16 protein-coding genes and 2 tRNA genes are annotated in these 17,809 nt (G+C 63.6%); 13 read left to right on the plus strand and 5 right to left on the minus strand.

Annotated features, from left to right (window positions below):
- Positions 1–247 precede the first annotated feature (247 nt).
- The 10 genes from ATO4_RS22150 to ATO4_RS27415 all read left to right on the plus strand — a co-directional run bounded on the left by ATO4_RS22150 (position 248) and on the right by ATO4_RS27415 (position 9,212).
- Positions 248–520 carry a head-tail connector protein gene (locus ATO4_RS22150; RefSeq protein ID WP_176223121.1) on the plus strand — a complete coding sequence of 91 codons (273 nt, stop codon included), beginning with the start codon at positions 248–250 and terminating at the stop codon, positions 518–520.
- Entirely contained in the window at positions 521–895 is a 375-nt protein-coding gene (locus ATO4_RS22155) for an HK97-gp10 family putative phage morphogenesis protein (protein ID WP_083593953.1), read from the plus strand.
- Positions 892–1,305: a DUF3168 domain-containing protein gene (locus ATO4_RS22160; RefSeq protein ID WP_083593954.1), complete on the plus strand. Its 414-nt coding sequence runs from the start codon at positions 892–894 to the stop codon at positions 1,303–1,305. The genes ATO4_RS22155 and ATO4_RS22160 overlap by 4 nt, the downstream gene beginning before the upstream one ends.
- Positions 1,302–1,619, plus strand: coding sequence for a phage head closure protein (locus tag ATO4_RS22165; RefSeq protein ID WP_083593955.1), 318 nt, complete (start codon positions 1,302–1,304; stop codon positions 1,617–1,619). Before ATO4_RS22160 ends, ATO4_RS22165 begins: the two co-directional genes overlap by 4 nt.
- Positions 1,616–2,020 (plus strand): phage terminase small subunit P27 family, encoded by a 405-nt coding sequence (locus ATO4_RS22170; protein ID WP_083593956.1) that lies wholly within the window; start codon positions 1,616–1,618, stop codon positions 2,018–2,020. The genes ATO4_RS22165 and ATO4_RS22170 overlap by 4 nt, the downstream gene beginning before the upstream one ends.
- Entirely contained in the window at positions 1,989–3,605 is a 1,617-nt protein-coding gene (locus ATO4_RS22175; protein ID WP_083593957.1) for a terminase TerL endonuclease subunit, read from the plus strand. Before ATO4_RS22170 ends, ATO4_RS22175 begins: the two co-directional genes overlap by 32 nt.
- Before the next feature lie 8 nt (positions 3,606–3,613).
- Positions 3,614–6,199: a tape measure protein gene (locus tag ATO4_RS22180; protein ID WP_083593958.1), complete on the plus strand. Its 2,586-nt coding sequence runs from the start codon at positions 3,614–3,616 to the stop codon at positions 6,197–6,199.
- Positions 6,200–7,130: 931 nt separating this feature from the next.
- Positions 7,131–7,310, plus strand: coding sequence for a hypothetical protein (locus ATO4_RS22185; protein WP_083593959.1), 180 nt, complete (start codon positions 7,131–7,133; stop codon positions 7,308–7,310).
- Positions 7,311–7,437: 127 nt separating this feature from the next.
- Positions 7,438–7,848 (plus strand): hypothetical protein, encoded by a 411-nt coding sequence (locus ATO4_RS22190; protein WP_083593960.1) that lies wholly within the window; start codon positions 7,438–7,440, stop codon positions 7,846–7,848.
- Between the two features lie 710 nt (positions 7,849–8,558).
- Positions 8,559–9,212: a hypothetical protein gene (locus ATO4_RS27415; protein ID WP_139802629.1), complete on the plus strand. Its 654-nt coding sequence runs from the start codon at positions 8,559–8,561 to the stop codon at positions 9,210–9,212.
- A 321-nt stretch (positions 9,213–9,533) separates the two neighbouring features.
- Here ATO4_RS27415 and ATO4_RS22195 read toward each other — a convergent pair.
- A tRNA-Gln gene (locus ATO4_RS22195) sits at positions 9,534–9,607 on the minus strand.
- A 331-nt stretch (positions 9,608–9,938) separates the two neighbouring features.
- Here ATO4_RS22195 and ATO4_RS22200 point away from each other — a divergent pair.
- On the plus strand, positions 9,939–10,901 hold the full coding sequence (locus tag ATO4_RS22200) for a DMT family transporter (protein ID WP_083593961.1): 963 nt from the start codon (positions 9,939–9,941) through the stop codon (positions 10,899–10,901).
- Between the two features lie 100 nt (positions 10,902–11,001).
- Entirely contained in the window at positions 11,002–13,518 is a 2,517-nt protein-coding gene (locus tag ATO4_RS22205) for a ligase-associated DNA damage response DEXH box helicase (RefSeq protein ID WP_139802632.1), read from the plus strand.
- Between the two features lie 261 nt (positions 13,519–13,779).
- Here the strand turns inward: ATO4_RS22205 and ATO4_RS22215 are convergent.
- Positions 13,780–13,864: transfer RNA gene (locus tag ATO4_RS22215), tRNA-Tyr, on the minus strand.
- 628 nt (positions 13,865–14,492) lie between these two features.
- Between ATO4_RS22215 and pdeM the strand changes: the two genes are divergently transcribed.
- The gene (gene pdeM, locus ATO4_RS22220; protein ID WP_083593963.1) at positions 14,493–15,206 is read left to right on the plus strand and encodes a ligase-associated DNA damage response endonuclease PdeM; all 714 of its coding nucleotides are present in this window, start codon (positions 14,493–14,495) and stop codon (positions 15,204–15,206) included.
- A gap of 9 nt (positions 15,207–15,215) precedes the next feature.
- On the opposite strand, the gene ATO4_RS22225 is transcribed toward pdeM, so the two are convergent.
- The 3 genes from ATO4_RS22225 to ATO4_RS22235 all read right to left on the minus strand — a co-directional run bounded on the left by ATO4_RS22225 (position 15,216) and on the right by ATO4_RS22235 (position 17,771).
- Entirely contained in the window at positions 15,216–15,725 is a 510-nt protein-coding gene (locus ATO4_RS22225; protein ID WP_176223122.1) for a DUF3429 domain-containing protein, read from the minus strand.
- 175 nt (positions 15,726–15,900) lie between these two features.
- Positions 15,901–16,845, minus strand: coding sequence for a TIGR02186 family protein (locus ATO4_RS22230; RefSeq protein WP_245308892.1), 945 nt, complete (start codon positions 16,843–16,845; stop codon positions 15,901–15,903).
- Positions 16,842–17,771: a sulfite exporter TauE/SafE family protein gene (locus ATO4_RS22235; protein WP_083593965.1), complete on the minus strand. Its 930-nt coding sequence runs from the start codon at positions 17,769–17,771 to the stop codon at positions 16,842–16,844. Before ATO4_RS22235 ends, ATO4_RS22230 begins: the two co-directional genes overlap by 4 nt.
- Between the last annotated feature and the right edge of the window lie 38 nt (positions 17,772–17,809).

Here is a 17,809-nt window from a genome sequence, read left to right on the forward strand (position 1 = left end):
CCAGAGATTTGCCAGGCACTGAGAGTCAAAGTTCCGGCAGCGCTATTAAATCCCAGAAGATGAGGCTCGACAACACGATCGTCTGGCTGCGATCTCGGATACCAGAACCTGAGAAGGAAGCGCTCACGTATCGCCTCACATATTTGATCTTGAACGTTCATCTGAGATTCTCCCGATTTCGTCCAGTAGAATCCCGATGCCCGTATTCGCGCAACTTACGATGGGCCAATTGTGGAGGCTTATCCACATGAGCGTCACGGTTTCCGACCTCAAATCTCATCTGAACCTCGATACCGTCGAGGATGACGCGCTTCTGTCGAGGAAGATCGCAGCGGCGAAGGCATGGATTGCTTCGTATACAGGCACGCCTTTCCCTGAAACCGATACGCCGGCCGATCTCGACGAAGCGGTGCTTCAGCTGGCAACGCACTTCTACGAACATCGCGGCGACGAGGCCGAAGCCGACATTCCCGCGACGGTGCGCAGCTTGTGCGCCGGTTCCTATGTGTTCGCCTTCTGAATGGCGCGCTCGTCTTCCCAGCTGGCGCGCCTTTCCAAGCGCTTTGAAGCGGTTCCGAAGGCCGTCAAGGCTGCCGTCGAAAAGGCCGTTGAACAGTGCGCCGAAGAACTCGTCGCGCTGGCGACGACGCTCGCGCCTGAAGATCGCGGCGACCTGAAAGAGTCGATCCGCGTCGAGGCCGGCGAGCATGATCTTGCCCGCAAGATTGTCGCTGGCGATCAAGACGCCTTTTATGCCCGATGGGTCGAATTCGGCACCGTCGATCAGCCGGCACAGGCCTTCCTCTTCCCGGCCTATCGTTTGCTTCGCGAGAAGTTCAAGCGCCGGATCGACCGCGCGGCGCGCAAGGCGATTCAGGAAGCGTGGGCACGATGATCGCCGAACCGTCCCTCGCTCTTCAGAAGGCTATCCGGCGCGCCCTCGTCACATCGGCGGACGTGACGAACCTTGTTCCCGCGCGCTCGATCATCGACGGCATGCGCCGGCCCGACGATTTCCCGTCGATCATCATCGGCGATGGGCAGACCGTCAATGAAGGCCTGAACTTCAGCCGCAGCATGATCCGCGTTCATCTCGATCTTCATACCTGGACGAAGGGCGAAGCGCTCGCCGACACAAAGCAGATCGTCGGTGCGGTGACGGCCGCGCTCGACGAGGAACCCGCCGTCGAGGGCGTCGAGCTTGTCGATTTTCTGCTTTCTGGCACTCGCTACCTTCGCGATCCTTCTGGCGAATTCGGACACGCCGTCGTCAGTGTCGAAGCCCTCGTCGAGGTGCGCACATGATCCGCGCCGGCAAGCTCGATCGTCGCATCACCATCGAACGGGAAAGCGAGACTGTAGACGATGCCGGCCGCGTGACGCGCGCATGGGCACCGATCGGTTCGCTTCGCGCCGAGATCGTCCGGCTGTCGACGGGCGAATTCCTGAAGGGCTTCGGCGAGGAAGCGACGACGGGCATCGTGTTCCGCACCCGCTTCTTTGCCGACATCACCACGGCCGACCGGATCGCCTTCGACGGCGACGCCTTCAACGTGCGCGAAATCGTCGAGATCGGCCGTCGTCGGGGCCTTGAAATCCGTTGTGAGGCGCCGGAATGAGGGGCAGGAAACCGACCTCGATCGCGCCCGGCACCGCTGCCGTTGCCGACATCCCGAAGGCACCGGCTGTCTTGTCGCGCGAAGGCAAAGCCGAATGGAAGCGTATCGCCGCGATCCTCGTCGAGCGGCGCATTCTCACTGAAGCCGATCTCGGCATCCTCGAAGCCTATTGCATGGCCTTCAGCCGCATTCGCGAAGCCGAACGCATCATTGCGCGCGACGGACAGACGACTGTGAACGCCAAGGGCGAACACAAGCGGCACCCGGCTTCCTCGCTTCAGGATGCCTCGATCAAGACCCTTCGGCTTTGCGCTGGCGAACTTGGCCTGACGCCCGTTTCCCGCTCCCGCCCCACCATCCGAGATGACGATGCGAACGAAGACCTATCCTTCTTGGATTGATGACGGATCGGAGATCCCCGACCCCTTCGGCTATGGCGAGCGCGCGGTGAACTTTCTCCGCAACCTTCGCCATCCCAAGAGCACCCTTCCGGGCCACGCCTTTGCGCTTGATCCTTGGATGGAACGGATCATCCGGCGCATCTATGGGCCGCGCCATGCCGACGGCACGCGCATCGTGAAAACCGTCTTTGCGATGATCCCGCGCGGCAACCGCAAAACCACGCTTGGCGCTGCCTTGACGCTTCTTCACGCGATCGGTCCTGAGAAGGTGCCAGGCGGGCAGATCGTTTGCGCCGCTGCCGATCAGAAACAGGCGCGCATCGCCTTCGAAGAGGCGACGAGCGTCATCCGCGCCGACAAGCGACTCGTCTCGCTCGTCGATATTGCCGACTACCGCAACCGGCTTCGCGACAACCGATCCGGCTCGATCGTCGAGGCGATCTCGGCAGACGCCAAGACGCAGCACGGCCGAACGCCGACCTTCACCCTGATGGACGAACTTCATGCATGGCCGAAGCGCGATCTATGGGAGGCCCTGAAAACCGGACTTCTGAAAACGCCCGGAAGCCTGAACGTCATCATCACGACGGCAGGGCGTGGGCAGACCTCGATTGCCTTCGAAACCTACGACTACGCCCGCAAGGTCGCGCTTGGCGAAATTGACGACCCGGCGACGCTGCCGATCATCTTCGAAGCGCCGAAGGATTGCGATTGGCGAGACGAAGCCGTCTGGCATGCCGTCAATCCCGGCCTGTCATGCGGCTATCCCGATCTCGACGGGCTTCGCCAGTTTGCCCGCGAAGCCGCAAACCGTCCCGGCGATCGTGAGTCCTTTCGCCAGTTGAACCTGAATGTTTGGCTCGATCACCATAATGACCCGTTCGTCGAGATGGACGTTTACGACGCGGGCCGCGATCCGATCGATTTCGAACGGCTGAAGGCGGTGCCGTGCTTCATCGCGGTCGATATGTCGATCTCGACGGACCTTTCGGCCGTCGTCGCGGCGTGGCGCGATCCCGACGACGAGGAAGCCTTCATCGTCCGGCCCTTCTTCTTCTGCCCTGCGAACAATCTTCGCGCCAAAGCAGAGAAGGACGGCGTTCCCTATCCGACATGGGCCGAAGCCGGCTTCATCACGCCGACGCCCGGCGACGTGATCGACTATCGCGCCATCGTCGAGTGCATCCGCGAACTCGTCGCGACCTTCACCGTTGCCGAGATCGTTTATGATCGCGCCTATGCGATGCCCGTCGTTTTGGGCCTTCAGGAATACGGCATCGACGCGACTGCGATGGCGCTCGATCCGAAGTCGCAGAATGACGGCGTGATGCGCCTCGAAAGAGCGATCGGCGCGCGCAAGTTCAGCCACGGCGGACACCCGGTGCTTCGCTGGAACATGGCGAACGTCTCGATCTACACCGGCCCTTCAGGGCTTCGAACCATGCACAAGGGCCGCTCGACGGATCGGATCGACGGGGCTTTCGCCGCGTGGATGGCCGTTGCCCGTGCGGCCTCGAATGACTTCACCCCGTCCGTTTACGCCGACCCCGATTGCGATCCCGCGTCGTGGTTCGCAGCCGCATAAGGAACCCGATGCCGCGCGCCACCGAATACGATCTTTCAGTTCAGATCGAAGCGAAGATCGACCGCCTCGAGAAGCAGATGGCGAGGGCCGACAAGCTCGTCGATCGGCAGTTTCGTTCAATGGAACGCCGCGCAGAGACAGCCGCAGGCCGCTTTGAACGTTCTATGGCGAAGGCGGCGGCTGGAATGCAGTCGCGCCTTTCGGGGCTCGGCAAGGGCTTCCTAGTCGGCACGGCTGGCCTTCTCGGCGTTCAGTCGGCGAAGGAAATCGCTCAATACGCCGATCAATATCGCGGCCTTCAGAACTCGGTTCGCGATGCCGGGCGTTCGGGCGCCGATCTCACCAAGACTTTCGGTGATCTCTTCAGGATTGCGCAGGATCAGGGCGCAGCGATCGGCTCGCTCGTCGGGCTCTATCGTGATGCCGCCGCAGCCGGCGACGTCCTGAACGCCACCGAAGCCGATCGGCTGAAGTTCGCGTCGGGCGTTGCCAATGCGCTCCGGATCGAGGGCAAAAGCGCGGTCGAAGCTGCCGGGCCGCTTCAACAGCTTGGCCAGCTTCTCGCCGCCGGCACCGTTCGCGCCGAAGAGTTCAATTCGGTCAATGAGGGCACCCGGCCGATCCTTCAGGCCGTCGCCGATGGCTTGGAAGAGGCAGGCGGCTCGATCGCGAAGCTCCGCAAGCTGGTGCTCGACGGCAAGGTTTCTTCGGAGGCGTTCTTCCGCGCCTTCCTCGCCGGATCGGACAAGCTCGCCGATCGCGCCGACAAGGCTGAAGGCCGCGTTGGGCAGTCGATGAACCGCATCGGCAATGCGATGATCCTTCTCGCCGGGCACATCGACGAGGTTTCCGGCGCCTCCGACAATGCCGCCGCTGGCCTGAACGCCGTGGCAACGGTGATTGAGAAGCTGCCGGGCTTCATTGACGCGGCCGTGCAGGGGATGGGCGCGCTCACGAAATATCTGAGCGACCTCGGCAACTCGTCGGTGTTCAAGAAGCTGAATGAGCTTCTCGGCATCAACGAAATGACACCCGACGAGCTTCGCGCCTACGGCATCAATCCCACCAAGGAAACGGCCTCATCGACACCGGACGGCCGGATTGCGCATGCCTTCGACGTGACCGCAGGCACCGGCGTTCCCGAGGGTGTTGCTGCGGCGGGCAAGGCGGGCCGCGTGATCGGCGAAGGCGCGAAGGATGCCAAGGTCAGCCTGAAGGACTTCTCGACGGCCGTTGACGACGTGTCTGGCGATTTGGGCAAGGCAGCCGGCAAGGGCATGCTCGACTTGATCGGCCTCGCAGAAGGCACCGATCGCGGACGCGGCTACAACGAAACGCTCGGCTACGGGAAGTTCACGGGCGGCGACAAGAACCTCGTATTCATGACGCTCGATCAGATCGACGCGCTTCAGTCGAGCATGCTTCAGCATCCCGACAACACCTTCAACTCGTCGGCACTCGGCAGGTATCAGATCGTTCAGAAGACGCTTCGCGGCCTTCGCGGCGAGCTTGGCCTGTCGGGCGACGAACTCTTCTCGCCGGAGCTTCAGGACCGTCTGGCAATGCAGCTTCTTCGTCGCCGGGGCGGCGATGTCGCCGGCTTGCGCAGCGAATGGCAGGGGCTTCGCAAGGTCGATCCGACGATCATTTCGAAGGCATACAACTCCGAAACGTTTTCGATGCCGGCGATCGATCCCGGCTATGCCGCACAGCAGCAGGCATCAATCGACCGGCTCAAAGAGCAGCGCGAGGCCTATCAGCAGATCGTCGATGGCTCGCGCGAGTTCACGATTGCGCAGCAGCAGGAAATGGCGGCGCTCGGCATGTCGTCGCAGGCCGCAGCGAAAGCGCGATATGAAACCGAAATGCTCAATCAGGCCCGACGCGCCGGGATTGAGTTGACGCCTGAACAGCGAAGCCGGATCAGCGATCTTGCGTCCGGCATGGCCGAGGTTGAGGAGAAGACGAAAAAGGCGACGAAATCACAGGAGGAGATGAAGACCGCACAGGAGTTCCTGAAGAACGGCATTGCCAGTTCGTTGACGGGCATCCTGATGGGCACCGAAACCGTTGAACAGGCGCTTCAGCGGCTTTTGGCGAGCCTTGCAGAGGCCGCTCTTCAAGCCGCCCTTCTCGGTCAAGGCCCGCTGGCGGGTCTTTTCGGCGGCGCTGGCGGCGGCATCCTTGGTGCGATCTTCGGCTTCGCCGATGGCGGCATCGCCGCGAATGGAAAGCCGCAGGCGCTTCCTCGCTTTGCCAAAGGTGGCGTTTCACGATCCGCAGCCATCTTCGGCGAGGCCGGCCCTGAAGCGGCCGTGCCGCTTCCCGATGGCCGTCGCATTCCCGTCGATCTCCGCACACCGAATGTCGGGCACACCGGCGCGGTGACGAACACGAACGTCTCGACGGTCAATATCGCCCCGGCGATCTCGATCAAGATCGACGGGCGCGGCAATGACGAGAAGACAAACGCGGCGATGGCAAAGCAGACGGCCGCAGCCGTCGAGAACTCTGTGAGGTCGATTGTTCAGAGCGAGTTGCGTTCGGCGATGCGACCGGGCGGTATCGGCTTCAACTCAGGCTTCGGAAGATAAAAAAGGCGCACCGGCAGAGAACAGGACCGGCGCGCCTTTACAGAGACCGGATAAACTGCCGAGAAGGAGTATCGGCAGCGCATCCACCCTCTCTTATATGGCGGTCGCGCCGGAATGCAGAAAATAATCTTGCGAAACACGGATTTTCTTCGCGTCGGGTCGATGCTATAATCGTTGCACACAGAGAGGTCATGCCGGCCCGAGCTTTGTCAGTTCGGGCCGGACTATATCGACCTCGTTTCAAAGGGTGGGCGGAATACGAGACCGCCCCCATCAGGCCAGTCGAAGCCGCCCGGAAGATCGGTAGTGATCGCTCCCCGATGGAGAACATCGGACGCCCACTCCGGTTTGTGCCGAAGGTGCGCCCGCGCGCGACCTTGAAAGACAATCACAAAAAGACGACGCTCTGCGAACGCCTCAGAGGAGGCACTGCAACGTCGGTCACGCATCGGTCGCGGTTTAGGGCCGGGCGTGAAGTGCTGCGGCTACGGCCGTGGCGACCGGGATGGCTGAAAGGCCGGGTTTCGGAAGTGATGACGCGGTAATGGTCCCCGCCGCGTCGGCTCGACAAGCCAAACTTCTACATCGAACTGTCATACGCAGGATGAACCCCTTAGAAGGACGATGGCAGGCTTTTGGCCTTGCTTCCTTCTAGGGGGAAAGAACTATCTCCGCAGGAATGACACACTTACACGACCGACAAATCATGTTGAGCAGTTTTGTAGACAAGCAGAAAAAATCGACAGGCGAGCGCAGCGAGCCTTCCGAGCGAAGCGAGGTGCTAGACCACGCCTAATGAGCTGCGAAACAATTAGATAGGTCATTAATGATCTATACTTTGATTATTTGAGGCGATACTGAATTTCTTGCTAGACGACGCCTGACATTTGAATCATAGACGCCCTCGCAATTTCCAAAGCGAGGGGAATCCATGGAAATCACACTGTCCCGGCCCGAATTCTGGACCATCGTCGAGAAGCTCGTCGAGGCCGCAGCGGCTGTCTGCCCGATCACCGGCGCACCGGATGCGAGGAACGCCGTCGCGGTCGTCCTGGCTGGCTTCGCCGGCATCTCGGTCGCGGCCGAAGAGGGAGAGGGAGACGCGGCGTGATTGCTGCCGGCGCCTATGGGCAAATTTCTGCCGGAGGAATTTTCTGCATTCGGACCAACGATGCCTATACCGACAAATACACGAGGGAAGCACCATCCGGACTCGTGACAAAAAGTGGAGAACCAGAATGAGTAAGAGGACAGCCGCAGCAGCGGCACGCCACGAGGCAGAAACGAATGGCGAGGGCTTCGAAGTCCTCGTGACCTTTCCAGATGCTGACGGGACGGTGTCCCCGGCGGTCGAGAGCGCGATGCGGACGATTGGAGCGAACGCCGCGCTCGAAGCAGTCAATAGTTTCATCAATGATTTGACGGTCGTCGAGATCGAAGTCGATGGCGCATCGGTTGTCGGTGACTTCGTCGCGTATCAGACCGACGAGGGCCGTCAGCTGGCGGTCTTTTACAAAGATCAGACGAAGATCGTTCCCATTGGCGAGGGCCCGACCGGGGAAGCGCCCGGCGAGGTTCTTCGGGAATTGGTGAAGGCCACTGAGGCAATGAGTGGCGCGGACTTTGTCGCGCCTCCTAGCGGTTCGTGACCACGGTCCGCCAGCGACCTCATCGCGGCATCGACCTATGGCATGAGAGACGCTTTATCTTTTGAGAAAAACTTGATAACGGAAGAACCAGCGCGGCACATATGCCGCGCTGGCTAGCCCCTTTTGGAAGGGGGCTGACAGACCGCCCTTGTGGAAGGGAAGATCTATCGTTCTGGTGTTCGGATGCCGTGGCTGGAACCGGTGGCGTCCGAACGACCCATATATAGACAATGCCGCAGATGACGCGAAGCTTAATATCCGTGATTTTGCCGGATCTGGTGAGTTATCAACGCAATTCACCGCTTCTTCCTGTGGATATCGCTGTGGATAATTCGGGCGCTTGTTAGCAATTACAGCTGTTTAGGGTGGGCCTGATCGGGTTATGCACAGCCTGTGATTTGCGGGGATAACCCCCAGAGGCGGCTGCGATAGCCGCCGCATGGGCTTTCTCGCTACCTCGCCCTCGGCGTTCTCCAAAACGCGCTCACGAATCGTCATTGCGCTTGTTGAGGCATGGGGCGCGCCTAGAGCTTGCTGGCGGTCGCTGGCGATGATGTTGCGCCCTGCGGAGTCAGCATATTCATCCTTCAATGCATATCGGGAAGCACCTATGGCGCTGCCTGCCAAAACCCATGGCGAAAGTCGCGATAATGCGATAACGTTGCGTTAAAAAGAGCGTGTATAATCCGAGCCGAATTGGGTCTTAATGAATGGTCCATCTGGATATTCTTCTCAAAATCATACAGATTGCATTCTACGTCGTTGCTGCTGTTATAGCTATCATGACGTATATTAAAGCTAAGAACGGACTTCTTAATGCCGTTAATACAGAATATCAGAAGCGCGTTATTGAAAGGCTCTCCAACATTTCTGAAGAGCTTTTCGCCGAATTTGATATAGCCTCAGAGGATTCGTGGGCAAACGATAACATTGCGGATATAATATTTTCCAGCGTGAACGAAGAGGCTCTTCGAAACAAGCATGAAATAATTACGAACAAAATGACGATTTCTGGATATCAGATTCCTCAAAAATTCTTAAATATGCGATCACAGATCACCCGTTTTGAGTTTGACCCGTTCATACCAGACCCGATTCGATCAATGATCTTGGAATATCTGAACTCTCGACTAGGGGCTTTATCTAAATCATGCCACATCGCATTTGAATTGTATGAAAAAGGATTATCGGAAGGAAATTACTGGGACGATCTAGATGGCAACAAGCATTGGTTACATAATAAAATTATGGATTCTCTTAGAAAAGAAGGATTCGGGATCGACGACAGCCAAGCAAAAGTGAATGAGATTCGCAAAGCGATCCAAAATTATTTCAATAGTTTTGATACTATTAGCAGAACGTAGCGCCGTCACCTACTACGATGAGGCTCTCAATGCCAAACAGTGACAACGGAGCCCTGTCAGACCTATAGCTAGAGATTTTGACTAGACATCGAGCGTCAGAAAGCGCTCTGATTCTCCCAACTCCGATATCGCTACATAGGCTGCAACGCGGAAAAGGCGTCGCTCCAGACGTTGACTCTACCCGATGACCGATCCGGCTTCATCATCGTCGAGCGCCTGCCGCCGCTCTGACTTGTCCACAGATCGACAAACCCCAGAACTGCTACACTTGTAGCAGCAGGCTATTTCGTAAGTGGTTGATTTTTCAGAATAAAATTAGGCTGGCTGGGGAACCTGGATTCGAACCAGGACTAACGGAGTCAGAGTCCGTGGGTCTACCGTTAACCTATTCCCCAACGGGCGCCCTCGGGCGCCGTGTCCGGCCAAGCCTCGGATACCGGACCATGAGGCCGATAAGTCACGATGCTGGCGCCGAACGTGCCGTGCGGCTCTGACTGCCGCCGACCGGGCGTGATATAACGGGGTCGCGCGGCGATGTGAACCCTTCGCGACGGGTTTTTTTTGGAAGCCTCCCCGCATCCTGGAGACTCACCGCCGGTCGCACCAATGGCGCGGAGGCCGGTGGCGGGGAAAGGTCCGTCCGGCCTCTCCGATGCGGCGCCGGCAATTGACCTTGCCGGTCCGCCCGGTTCTATCTTCTCGAAAGCGGACGGCGGAGCGGCCCCAATGTTGCGTAGCTTATGGCCGACGAGCCTCGCGATGATCGCCTTTGCCGGCAATTCGCTTCTGGCGCGGCTGGCGCTGGCGGACGGCGCGATCGATGCCGCGAGCTTCACGGGCCTGCGATTGCTCTCCGGTGCCGCGGTGCTGGCGGTCATCGTCTTCGCGCCTTGGGGCCCCACGCGATGGAGGCGAGATCAGCGAAGCGGCGACGCGGCGGCGAGCGCCCCGCGCAGAAGGCTCGAGGGCAGCCTGGTCGCGACCCTGGCGCTCACGGCCTATGCGCTGTTCTTCTCCCTCGCCTATCTGCGGCTCGGCGCCGCGGTCGGGGCGCTGATTCTCTTTGCCTCCGTCCAGGCGACGATGATCGCCACCGGTCTTGCCCGCGGCGAGCGTCCCAGCGTCGGGGAGGCGGCAGGCTTGGCGCTCGCCTTCGGCGCCTTCCTCTGGTGGCTCGCACCGGGGCTGACGCGGCCCGATCCCCTGGGGCTGTCGATGATGGTCGCCTCGGGCATCGCCTGGGGCGTCTATTCGCTGAAGGGCCGCGGCGCCCGCGATCCCGTCGCCGCGACGGCGGGCAATTTCATCTTTGCCGTCCCCCTCGCCTTGCCGCTGCTGGCCGTCTCGGTGCTGGGCTTGCCCGGGCTGGGGCTATCAGCGCAGGGCCTCTCGGGGCCTGGCGGCCCGGCCCATGTCGGGTCGCCCCTCATCGGCACGATCACCCTCGAAGGCGCCTTCATCGCCTGCCTCTCCGGCGCCGTCACCTCGGCCCTCGGCTACATCCTGTGGTACCGGGCGCTGGCCGGCCTTACGGCGCTCGCCGCGGCGATCGTCCAGCTGTCCGTGCCGGTGATCGCCGCCATCGGCGCGGTGCTGTTCCTGGGCGAGCCGCTGACGGCCCGCTTCGCCCTCGCCGGCAGCCTCGTCATCCTCGGCATCGGCTTTGCCCTCGTGTCGAAGCAGCGGTGACCGTCATCCCGCGATTTCGGCGCTTCCCGCGCTGGCGCATCGTCGGTGCCGCTCCTACTTCATCCCGGTGACCGCTCATCCCTCCCCTTTTGCGCCCGGCCTGTTTGCGCCGGACTCGGCCCCCATCCACCTGCCGGACCAATTTCTCCAATGGTTCGCGCAGCATGGCTGGGCGCCGCGACCGCATCAGCTTGAGCTGCTTTCGAAGGCCGAGGGCGGCGCTTCGGTGCTGTTGATCGCGCCGACCGGGGCGGGCAAGACGCTGGCGGGGTTTCTGCCGGCGCTGGTCGATCTGTCGCTGCGCAGGCGCAGGAAACCCGGCGAGCGGCCACGCGGGGTGCACACGCTCTACATCTCGCCCTTGAAGGCGCTGGCGACGGACATTGCCCGCAATCTGGAGCGGCCGGTCGAGGAGATCGGGCTTGCCGTCACGATGGAGACCCGAACCGGCGACACCTCCCAGGTGCGCCGCCAGCGCCAGAAGCTGAAGCCGCCGGACATCCTGCTCACCACCCCCGAGCAGCTGGCCCTCTTGATCGCCGGCAAGGACGCGGCCGACTTCTTTTCCGACCTTCGCTATGTCGTCTTCGACGAATTGCATTCGCTGGTGACGTCGAAGCGCGGGCATCTCCTGGCCCTCGGCCTCGCGCGGCTGCGAAAACTGCGGCCGGCGCTGCAGACCATCGGCCTGTCGGCGACGGTGTCGGAGCCGCCCGAGCTCTGCCGCTGGCTGGTGGCGCAGACGCCGGGCGCGATCCGCGAAGCCGAGCTGATCACCGTCGAGGGCGGCGCGAAGCCGGACATCGCCATCCTGGAATCGGAGGAGCGCGTGCCCTGGCAGGGTCATACGGCGCGCTATGCGCTGCCCGAGGTCTATGCCGCGATCAAAGAGCACAAGACGACGCTGCTCTTCGTCAACACCCGCAGCCAGGCGGAGCTGTTGTTCCAGGAGCTGTGGCGGATCAACGACGACACGCTGCCGATCGCGCTGCATCACGGCTCGCTCGACGTCGGCCAGCGCCGCAAGGTCGAGGCGGCGATGGCGAAGAACGAGCTCAGAGCCGTCGTCGCCACCTCCACCCTCGATCTCGGCATCGACTGGGGCGACGTCGACCTTGTCATCCATGTCGGCGCGCCGAAGGGCGCCTCGCGCCTCGCCCAGCGGATCGGCCGGGCGAACCACCGGATGGACGAGCCGTCGAAGGCGATCCTCGTGCCGGCCAACCGCTTCGAGGTGATGGAGTGCCGCGCCGCGCTCGACGCCAACTATCTCGGGCACCAGGACACGCCGCCGCTTCGGGATGGGGCGCTCGACGTGCTGGCCCAGCATGTCCTCGGCATGGCCGTGGCGGCGCCGTTCCGGTCGGACGACCTCTACGAGGAGGTCGCGTCGGCGGCGCCCTATGCGAACCTTCCCCGCGAGACCTTCGAGCGCATCGTCGAATTTGTCGCCACGGGCGGATATGCGCTGAAGGTCTATGAGCGCTATGCCAAGATCAGGCTGACCGAGGACGGCACCTGGCGGCTCACCCATCCCCGGTTTGCCCAGCAGTATCGGATGAATGCCGGCACGATCATCGAGGCGCCGATGCTGGAGATCCGGCTGATCCGCCGGCGCACCGCCTCGGCCATCGCCCGCGGCGGGCGGCCGCTCGGCAAGATCGAGGAGGATTTTCTCGAAACCCTCTCGCCCGGCGACACCTTCCTCTTTGCCGGCGAGGTGCTGCGCTTCGAGGGCATTCACGAGACCTCCTGCCTCGTCACCAAGGCTGCGAGCGAGGATCCGAAAGTGCCCTATTACGGCGGCTCGAAATTTCCGCTCACCACCTATCTGGCGAAGGAGGTGCGGGCGATGCTGGCCGACCCCGCCCGCTGGGCGGTGCTGCCCGATCAGGTGCGCGACTGGCTGTCGATCCAGAAGCTGAAGTCGGTCATTCCCGGGCCCAACGACCTCCTGGTCGAGACCTTCCCGAACGGGAAGCTCTTCCAGATGGTGCTCTATCCCTTCGAAGGCCGCCTCGCCCACCAGACCCTCGGCATGCTGCTCACGCGCCGGCTGGAGCGGGCCCGGGCGATGCCGCTCGGCTTCGTCGCGACGGATTATGCGATCTCGATCTGGGGCCGGCGGGACATGGGGGCGATGATCGCCGATGGATCGCTTTCCCTCGACGCCTTGTTCGACGAGGACATGTTGGGCGACGATCTCGAAAGCTGGATGGCCGATTCCTGGCTCCTGAAGCGCAGCTTCCGGCAATGCGCGGTGATTTCCGGGCTGATCGAGAAGCGCCACCCCGGTCAGGAGAAGACCGGGCGGCAGGTCACCGTCTCCTCCGACCTCGTCTATGACGTTCTCAGAGCCCACGAGCCGGACCACATCCTGATGCAGGCCACCTGGGCGGACGCCGCGACCGGCCTTCTCGACGTCTCGCGCGTCTCCGATCTGCTGGCCCGCATCAAGCACCACATCGTTCCTATCGACCTCGACCAGATCTCGCCGCTGGCGGTGCCGGTGATGCTGGAGATCGGCCGCGAGAGCGTCGCCGGCGAGGCGCGGGACGCGGATCTCCGCGAGGCCTCGCGGGAGGCGATGATCGCGCTGGCGATGGGAGAAGGCTGAGCCCGCCCCCTCCATCGCCGCTGCGCGCCAGGCAGTCGATCGGAGAAGTCCGGGCAGGATGTCTCGCAGCCGAGGACGGGGCTGCTCCGTCTGTCCGGACCGGCCCGCCGGCTATTCGCGGGGCCGGCTGCGGCAGAACGTGAGCGGGATGCTGCGCATGGCCTTTCAACTGAAGGGGATCGAACCATCCTCATCAGCAACTTTGAAGGCTGTCGCTCCACCATTGGGAGCTACAGCCGCGCAGCGCAGGATGAAGCGATGTGGTGGGGGAGGTAGGACTCGAACCTACGAAGGCATAGCCAGCGGATTTACAGTCCGCCCCCTTTGCCGCTCGGGACACTCCCCCTCGAACGTCGGCCGTTCCCGAGACGGCTATAGTCGACGCCGGTCTTGCGACCACGCGGAGCCCTCTGCGCCGAAGCGCCAAGTCCCTGTGCGGCCGGGTTATGGTGACCGGCTCCAACCCTGTCAAGCCTGCATGGCTGAATGCCCGCCGTCGTGACACGGCTGTAATCGCGACGTGGCCGCGGCCATGACATGGAGCGCCGCACGCGAAACAAAACTGCCTCGACATCCCGGGCCCGACCCAGGATCCATTCCCAATCGTCGACGCTACCAAGGCGGTCGCCCCTGACCGCCCTAACCCACAATTTGTCTGGGGCGAATCGACGATTTCAGCGCAGAGGAATGGATCCCGGCTCAGGGGCCGGGAAGACGACGCGGCTATGTTGCAGCCGCACCGCCAACGCTCAGCCCTTGGCAGCCGATGCAACTGAAAGCGCCCTGCGCGGGTCAGTCGGAGAGGGTTGTTAAAGCCTCTGACTTTCGCGGCGCGTCCCCTCCACGCCGTCATCCGCAGTCTTGCGTCTGCGCCGTCCTGCCGCGGCGACGCTGTGCCGGGGACTCTTGCCTTCGCCGCCCCATCTCGACCAAATGGGAACGAACCGCGAATCAGGCAGCGAGACAGGCAGGCGATGAACGCACTGGCACGGCGGCGAGCGCAGGGCGAAGGCGAGGCGCTGGAGATCGCGCTGGCCGGCGAACGGGTCGCCTGCGATCCGGCCGGCGTCCTCTATCTGCCGGCGCAGGACTGTCTCGTCGTCGCCGACCTGCATCTGGAGAAGGGCGCCGCCTTCGCCCGCCGCGGCATGTTCCTGCCACCCTACGACACCGCCGCGACGCTGGCGCTGCTCTCTCTCGTCCTCCAACGCTATGCCCCCGCCCGGGTGATCTGCCTCGGCGATTCCTTTCACGACCGCAGGGGCGCGGCGCTGATGCCGGCCGGCGAGCGCGACAATCTGGCCGCCCTGATGCGCGGCCGCGACTGGGTCTGGATCACCGGCAATCACGATCCGGAACCGCCGCTAGGGATCGGCGGCGAGACGCTGTTCGAGGTGGCGGCGGGCGCCCTCGCCTTCCGCCACGAGCCGAGCGCCGGAACACGGCGCGGCGAGGTCTCGGGCCATCTGCACCCGGTGGCGCGGCTGGCGGGGCGCGGTTCGCGGCGGGCCTGCTTCGCCACCGACGGCCACCGCATGATCCTCCCCTCCTTCGGCGTCACCACCGGCGGCCTCAACGTCCTCGACCGGGCGTTTCACGGGCTCTTCGACATGCCACGGGCGCTCGCCTGCATGATCGGCCATGCCGGCATCTACCCGGTCAGGTTCGAGGCCCTCGCTGCCGGCTGATGCGGGCCGTCAGTTCCACGTCGCGAGGAAGGCGACGATCTGGCAGAGGGTGACGGAGGCCGCGAGCACGAGCCGCAGCCGGCCGAACCATCCCGGCAAGGCGCCGCGTCTTGCGGCGATCCCGTCCCAGACGCCGGTCAGGGCGAAGCCTGCCGCAAAGCCCGCAAAGACCCACGGGCTCGGCACGAAGAGCAGCGCCCAGCCGAACAGCGAAGGCAGCACGGAGAGGACCAGCGTGCCGATCGCCTGGTGCCCGGGGCTCAGCGCGTAGCCCCAGCGGATGCCGCCGAGAAAGGCGAGGATCGTCGCGGAATAGCCCGAGAACGCCAGGACGAGCATCGGAAAGGCGATGAACTCCCGGCCGGCATAGGCCAGCAGCCCCGCCATCACCACGAACGGCACAAGGCCGAAGAGGGCCAGCGCCCAGGCCGTGCGCGCGTGATCGTGCGGAGCCGCGAGGCTTGCGCCACGGGGTGGCCGGGCCGCATGGGCGGCGGGCGGGATGGGTTCGTCGTTCATCGTGCTCATCCCCGTCGAAGATAGGCGGCTACGGGCCATCGTCATCGGCGGAAGCCGCCGCGCCGCGAGCCGCCGCTCGATGCCCGCCGCTCTTCGGCCCGCCCTGTGCTGCTGTGGCGAGACGAGGGTCCAGGCCGAGCGCGGTTTCAGGCCGCCGTCCCCGGCCGGCGACGGGTCAGTCGCGCTTGAAGACCAGGCGCCCGAACCAGCCGGTGAAGATCGCCAGCAGCACCGCGGCGATGCCGTAGAGGACGCCGTAGCGCGTTGCCATGTCGTCGATATAGCTCTCGAAGCCGGACTTGCGCACATAGAGCGGCTCCGAACTCTCGCGGATGAAGACCCCGCTGCGGAAGAGATAGGCTCGTGCCGTGTGCGTGCCGGTGGGAAGGTCCGCCGGCAGCTGCAGGTCGGCCCGGAACAGCGTCGGGCTGACGAACTGGACGGCGCCGACGCTCTGATTGTAGAGGCCCTTGCGCTCGCGGATGCGCTTCAGCGCCTCGGCATAGGCGTCGACGGCGGCGGCTTCCGGCGGCCGGCCGGCGGCGATGGCACGGCGCTCGGCGAGGCCGACATTGGGCTGGATCTCCGCCACGCCCGCCGGCTCGCCCACGGCCGGCGGTGCGCCGGCCAGCCGCGCCGGGACGTTCGTCAGCTGCAGATCTTCGATCCCCAGCGACAGCCTCTCGCGCAGTTCCTTGCGCGCGATGTCGGCGAGCGGCCGCGTCGCAGCCAGCGCGTAGGACGCGGGGACGGATTCGAAGGTTTCCGAACCGCGATTGATCCAGAGGCCGAAGGTGCGCTCCTTCTCGCGCACGACGACCGGTCGACGCGGGCCGGCCAAGACGACGACGATGTCGTAGCGCTGCTGTCTGAGGAGCCGCGAATCGGCGTTGTCGAGGGCGCCGAAAACGACGAGCCGCGCGCCGGTGAAATCCGAGCTGATCGAGATGGTGCTGGTGGAGAGGCCGATCTCGAAGCTTTCGTTGCCCTCCTGGGCCTGGGTTCCGGGCGCGAGGATCGCCAGCCAGCCACAGGCCAGCACCGCCAATGCCATGCGCATCGTCCATGCAAGGCGACGGATCGTCGGCCGGTCGCGCCCGATCCGCCCTTCGCCGGTCACCCGGTCTCTCCCGTCGGCAGGGTGATGGTGTAGGGCTCGACGGGCGTGACCACGAGTTCGAAGCCGAGCCGCAGGCCGACGGCAAGGACCAGCACCGCGAGCAGGGCCCGCAGCTGGTCGCCCCGCAGCTTGCGCCCCGCCTCGGTGCCGAACTGGGCGCCGACGACGCCGCCGAGCATCAGGAGGAAGGCGAGGACCACGTCCACCGTGCGGTTGGTCGCCGCCTGCAGGATGGTCGTGGCGGCGGCCGTGAAGATGATCTGGAACAGGGACGTGCCGATGACGACGTTGGTCGGCACCCTCAGGAGATAGATCATCGCCGGCACCGCGATGAAGCCGCCGCCGACCCCCATGATGCCGGCGAGCAGGCCGATCAGCGCGCCGAGCACCAGCACCGGGATGACGGAGACATAAAGCTTCGATCGGTGGAAGCGCATCTTCAGCGGCAGGCCGTGGACCCAGCTGTGCTGGCCCGGCCGCCTCACCTCGCCCGACCCTTGCGAGCGCGAGCGCAGCATCGACTGGACGCTCTCGACCAGCATCAGCCCGCCGATCCCGCCGAGAAACACCACGTAGAGCAGCGAGACGACGAGATCGAGCTGGCCGAGCCGGCGCAGCAGAGTGAACAGGAGGACGCCCCCGACGGATCCGAAGAGGCCGCCGATCAGGAGCACCGTCCCGAGCTTCAGATCGACGGTGCCGCGCCGATAATGGGCGAGCGCGCCGGAAAAGGAGGCGGCGATGACCTGGTTGGCGCCGGTCGCAACGGCCACGGCGGGCGGGATGTTGTAGAAGATCAGCAGCGGCGTGATCAGGAAGCCGCCGCCGACCCCGAACAGGCCGGAGATGAATCCCACCGCCGCGCCCATCCCCACGAGGACGAAGACGTTCAGCGAGATTTCCGCGATCGGCAGATAGAGATTCACGGGCGGCGCGGCCGATGGAGCTTGAGTGGCCCCGCCGG

Origin of the sequence: Aurantimonas sp. 22II-16-19i (assembly GCF_002088275.1) — a bacterium.
In the GTDB taxonomy this organism is placed as follows: Bacteria; Pseudomonadota; Alphaproteobacteria; order Rhizobiales; family Rhizobiaceae; genus Jiella.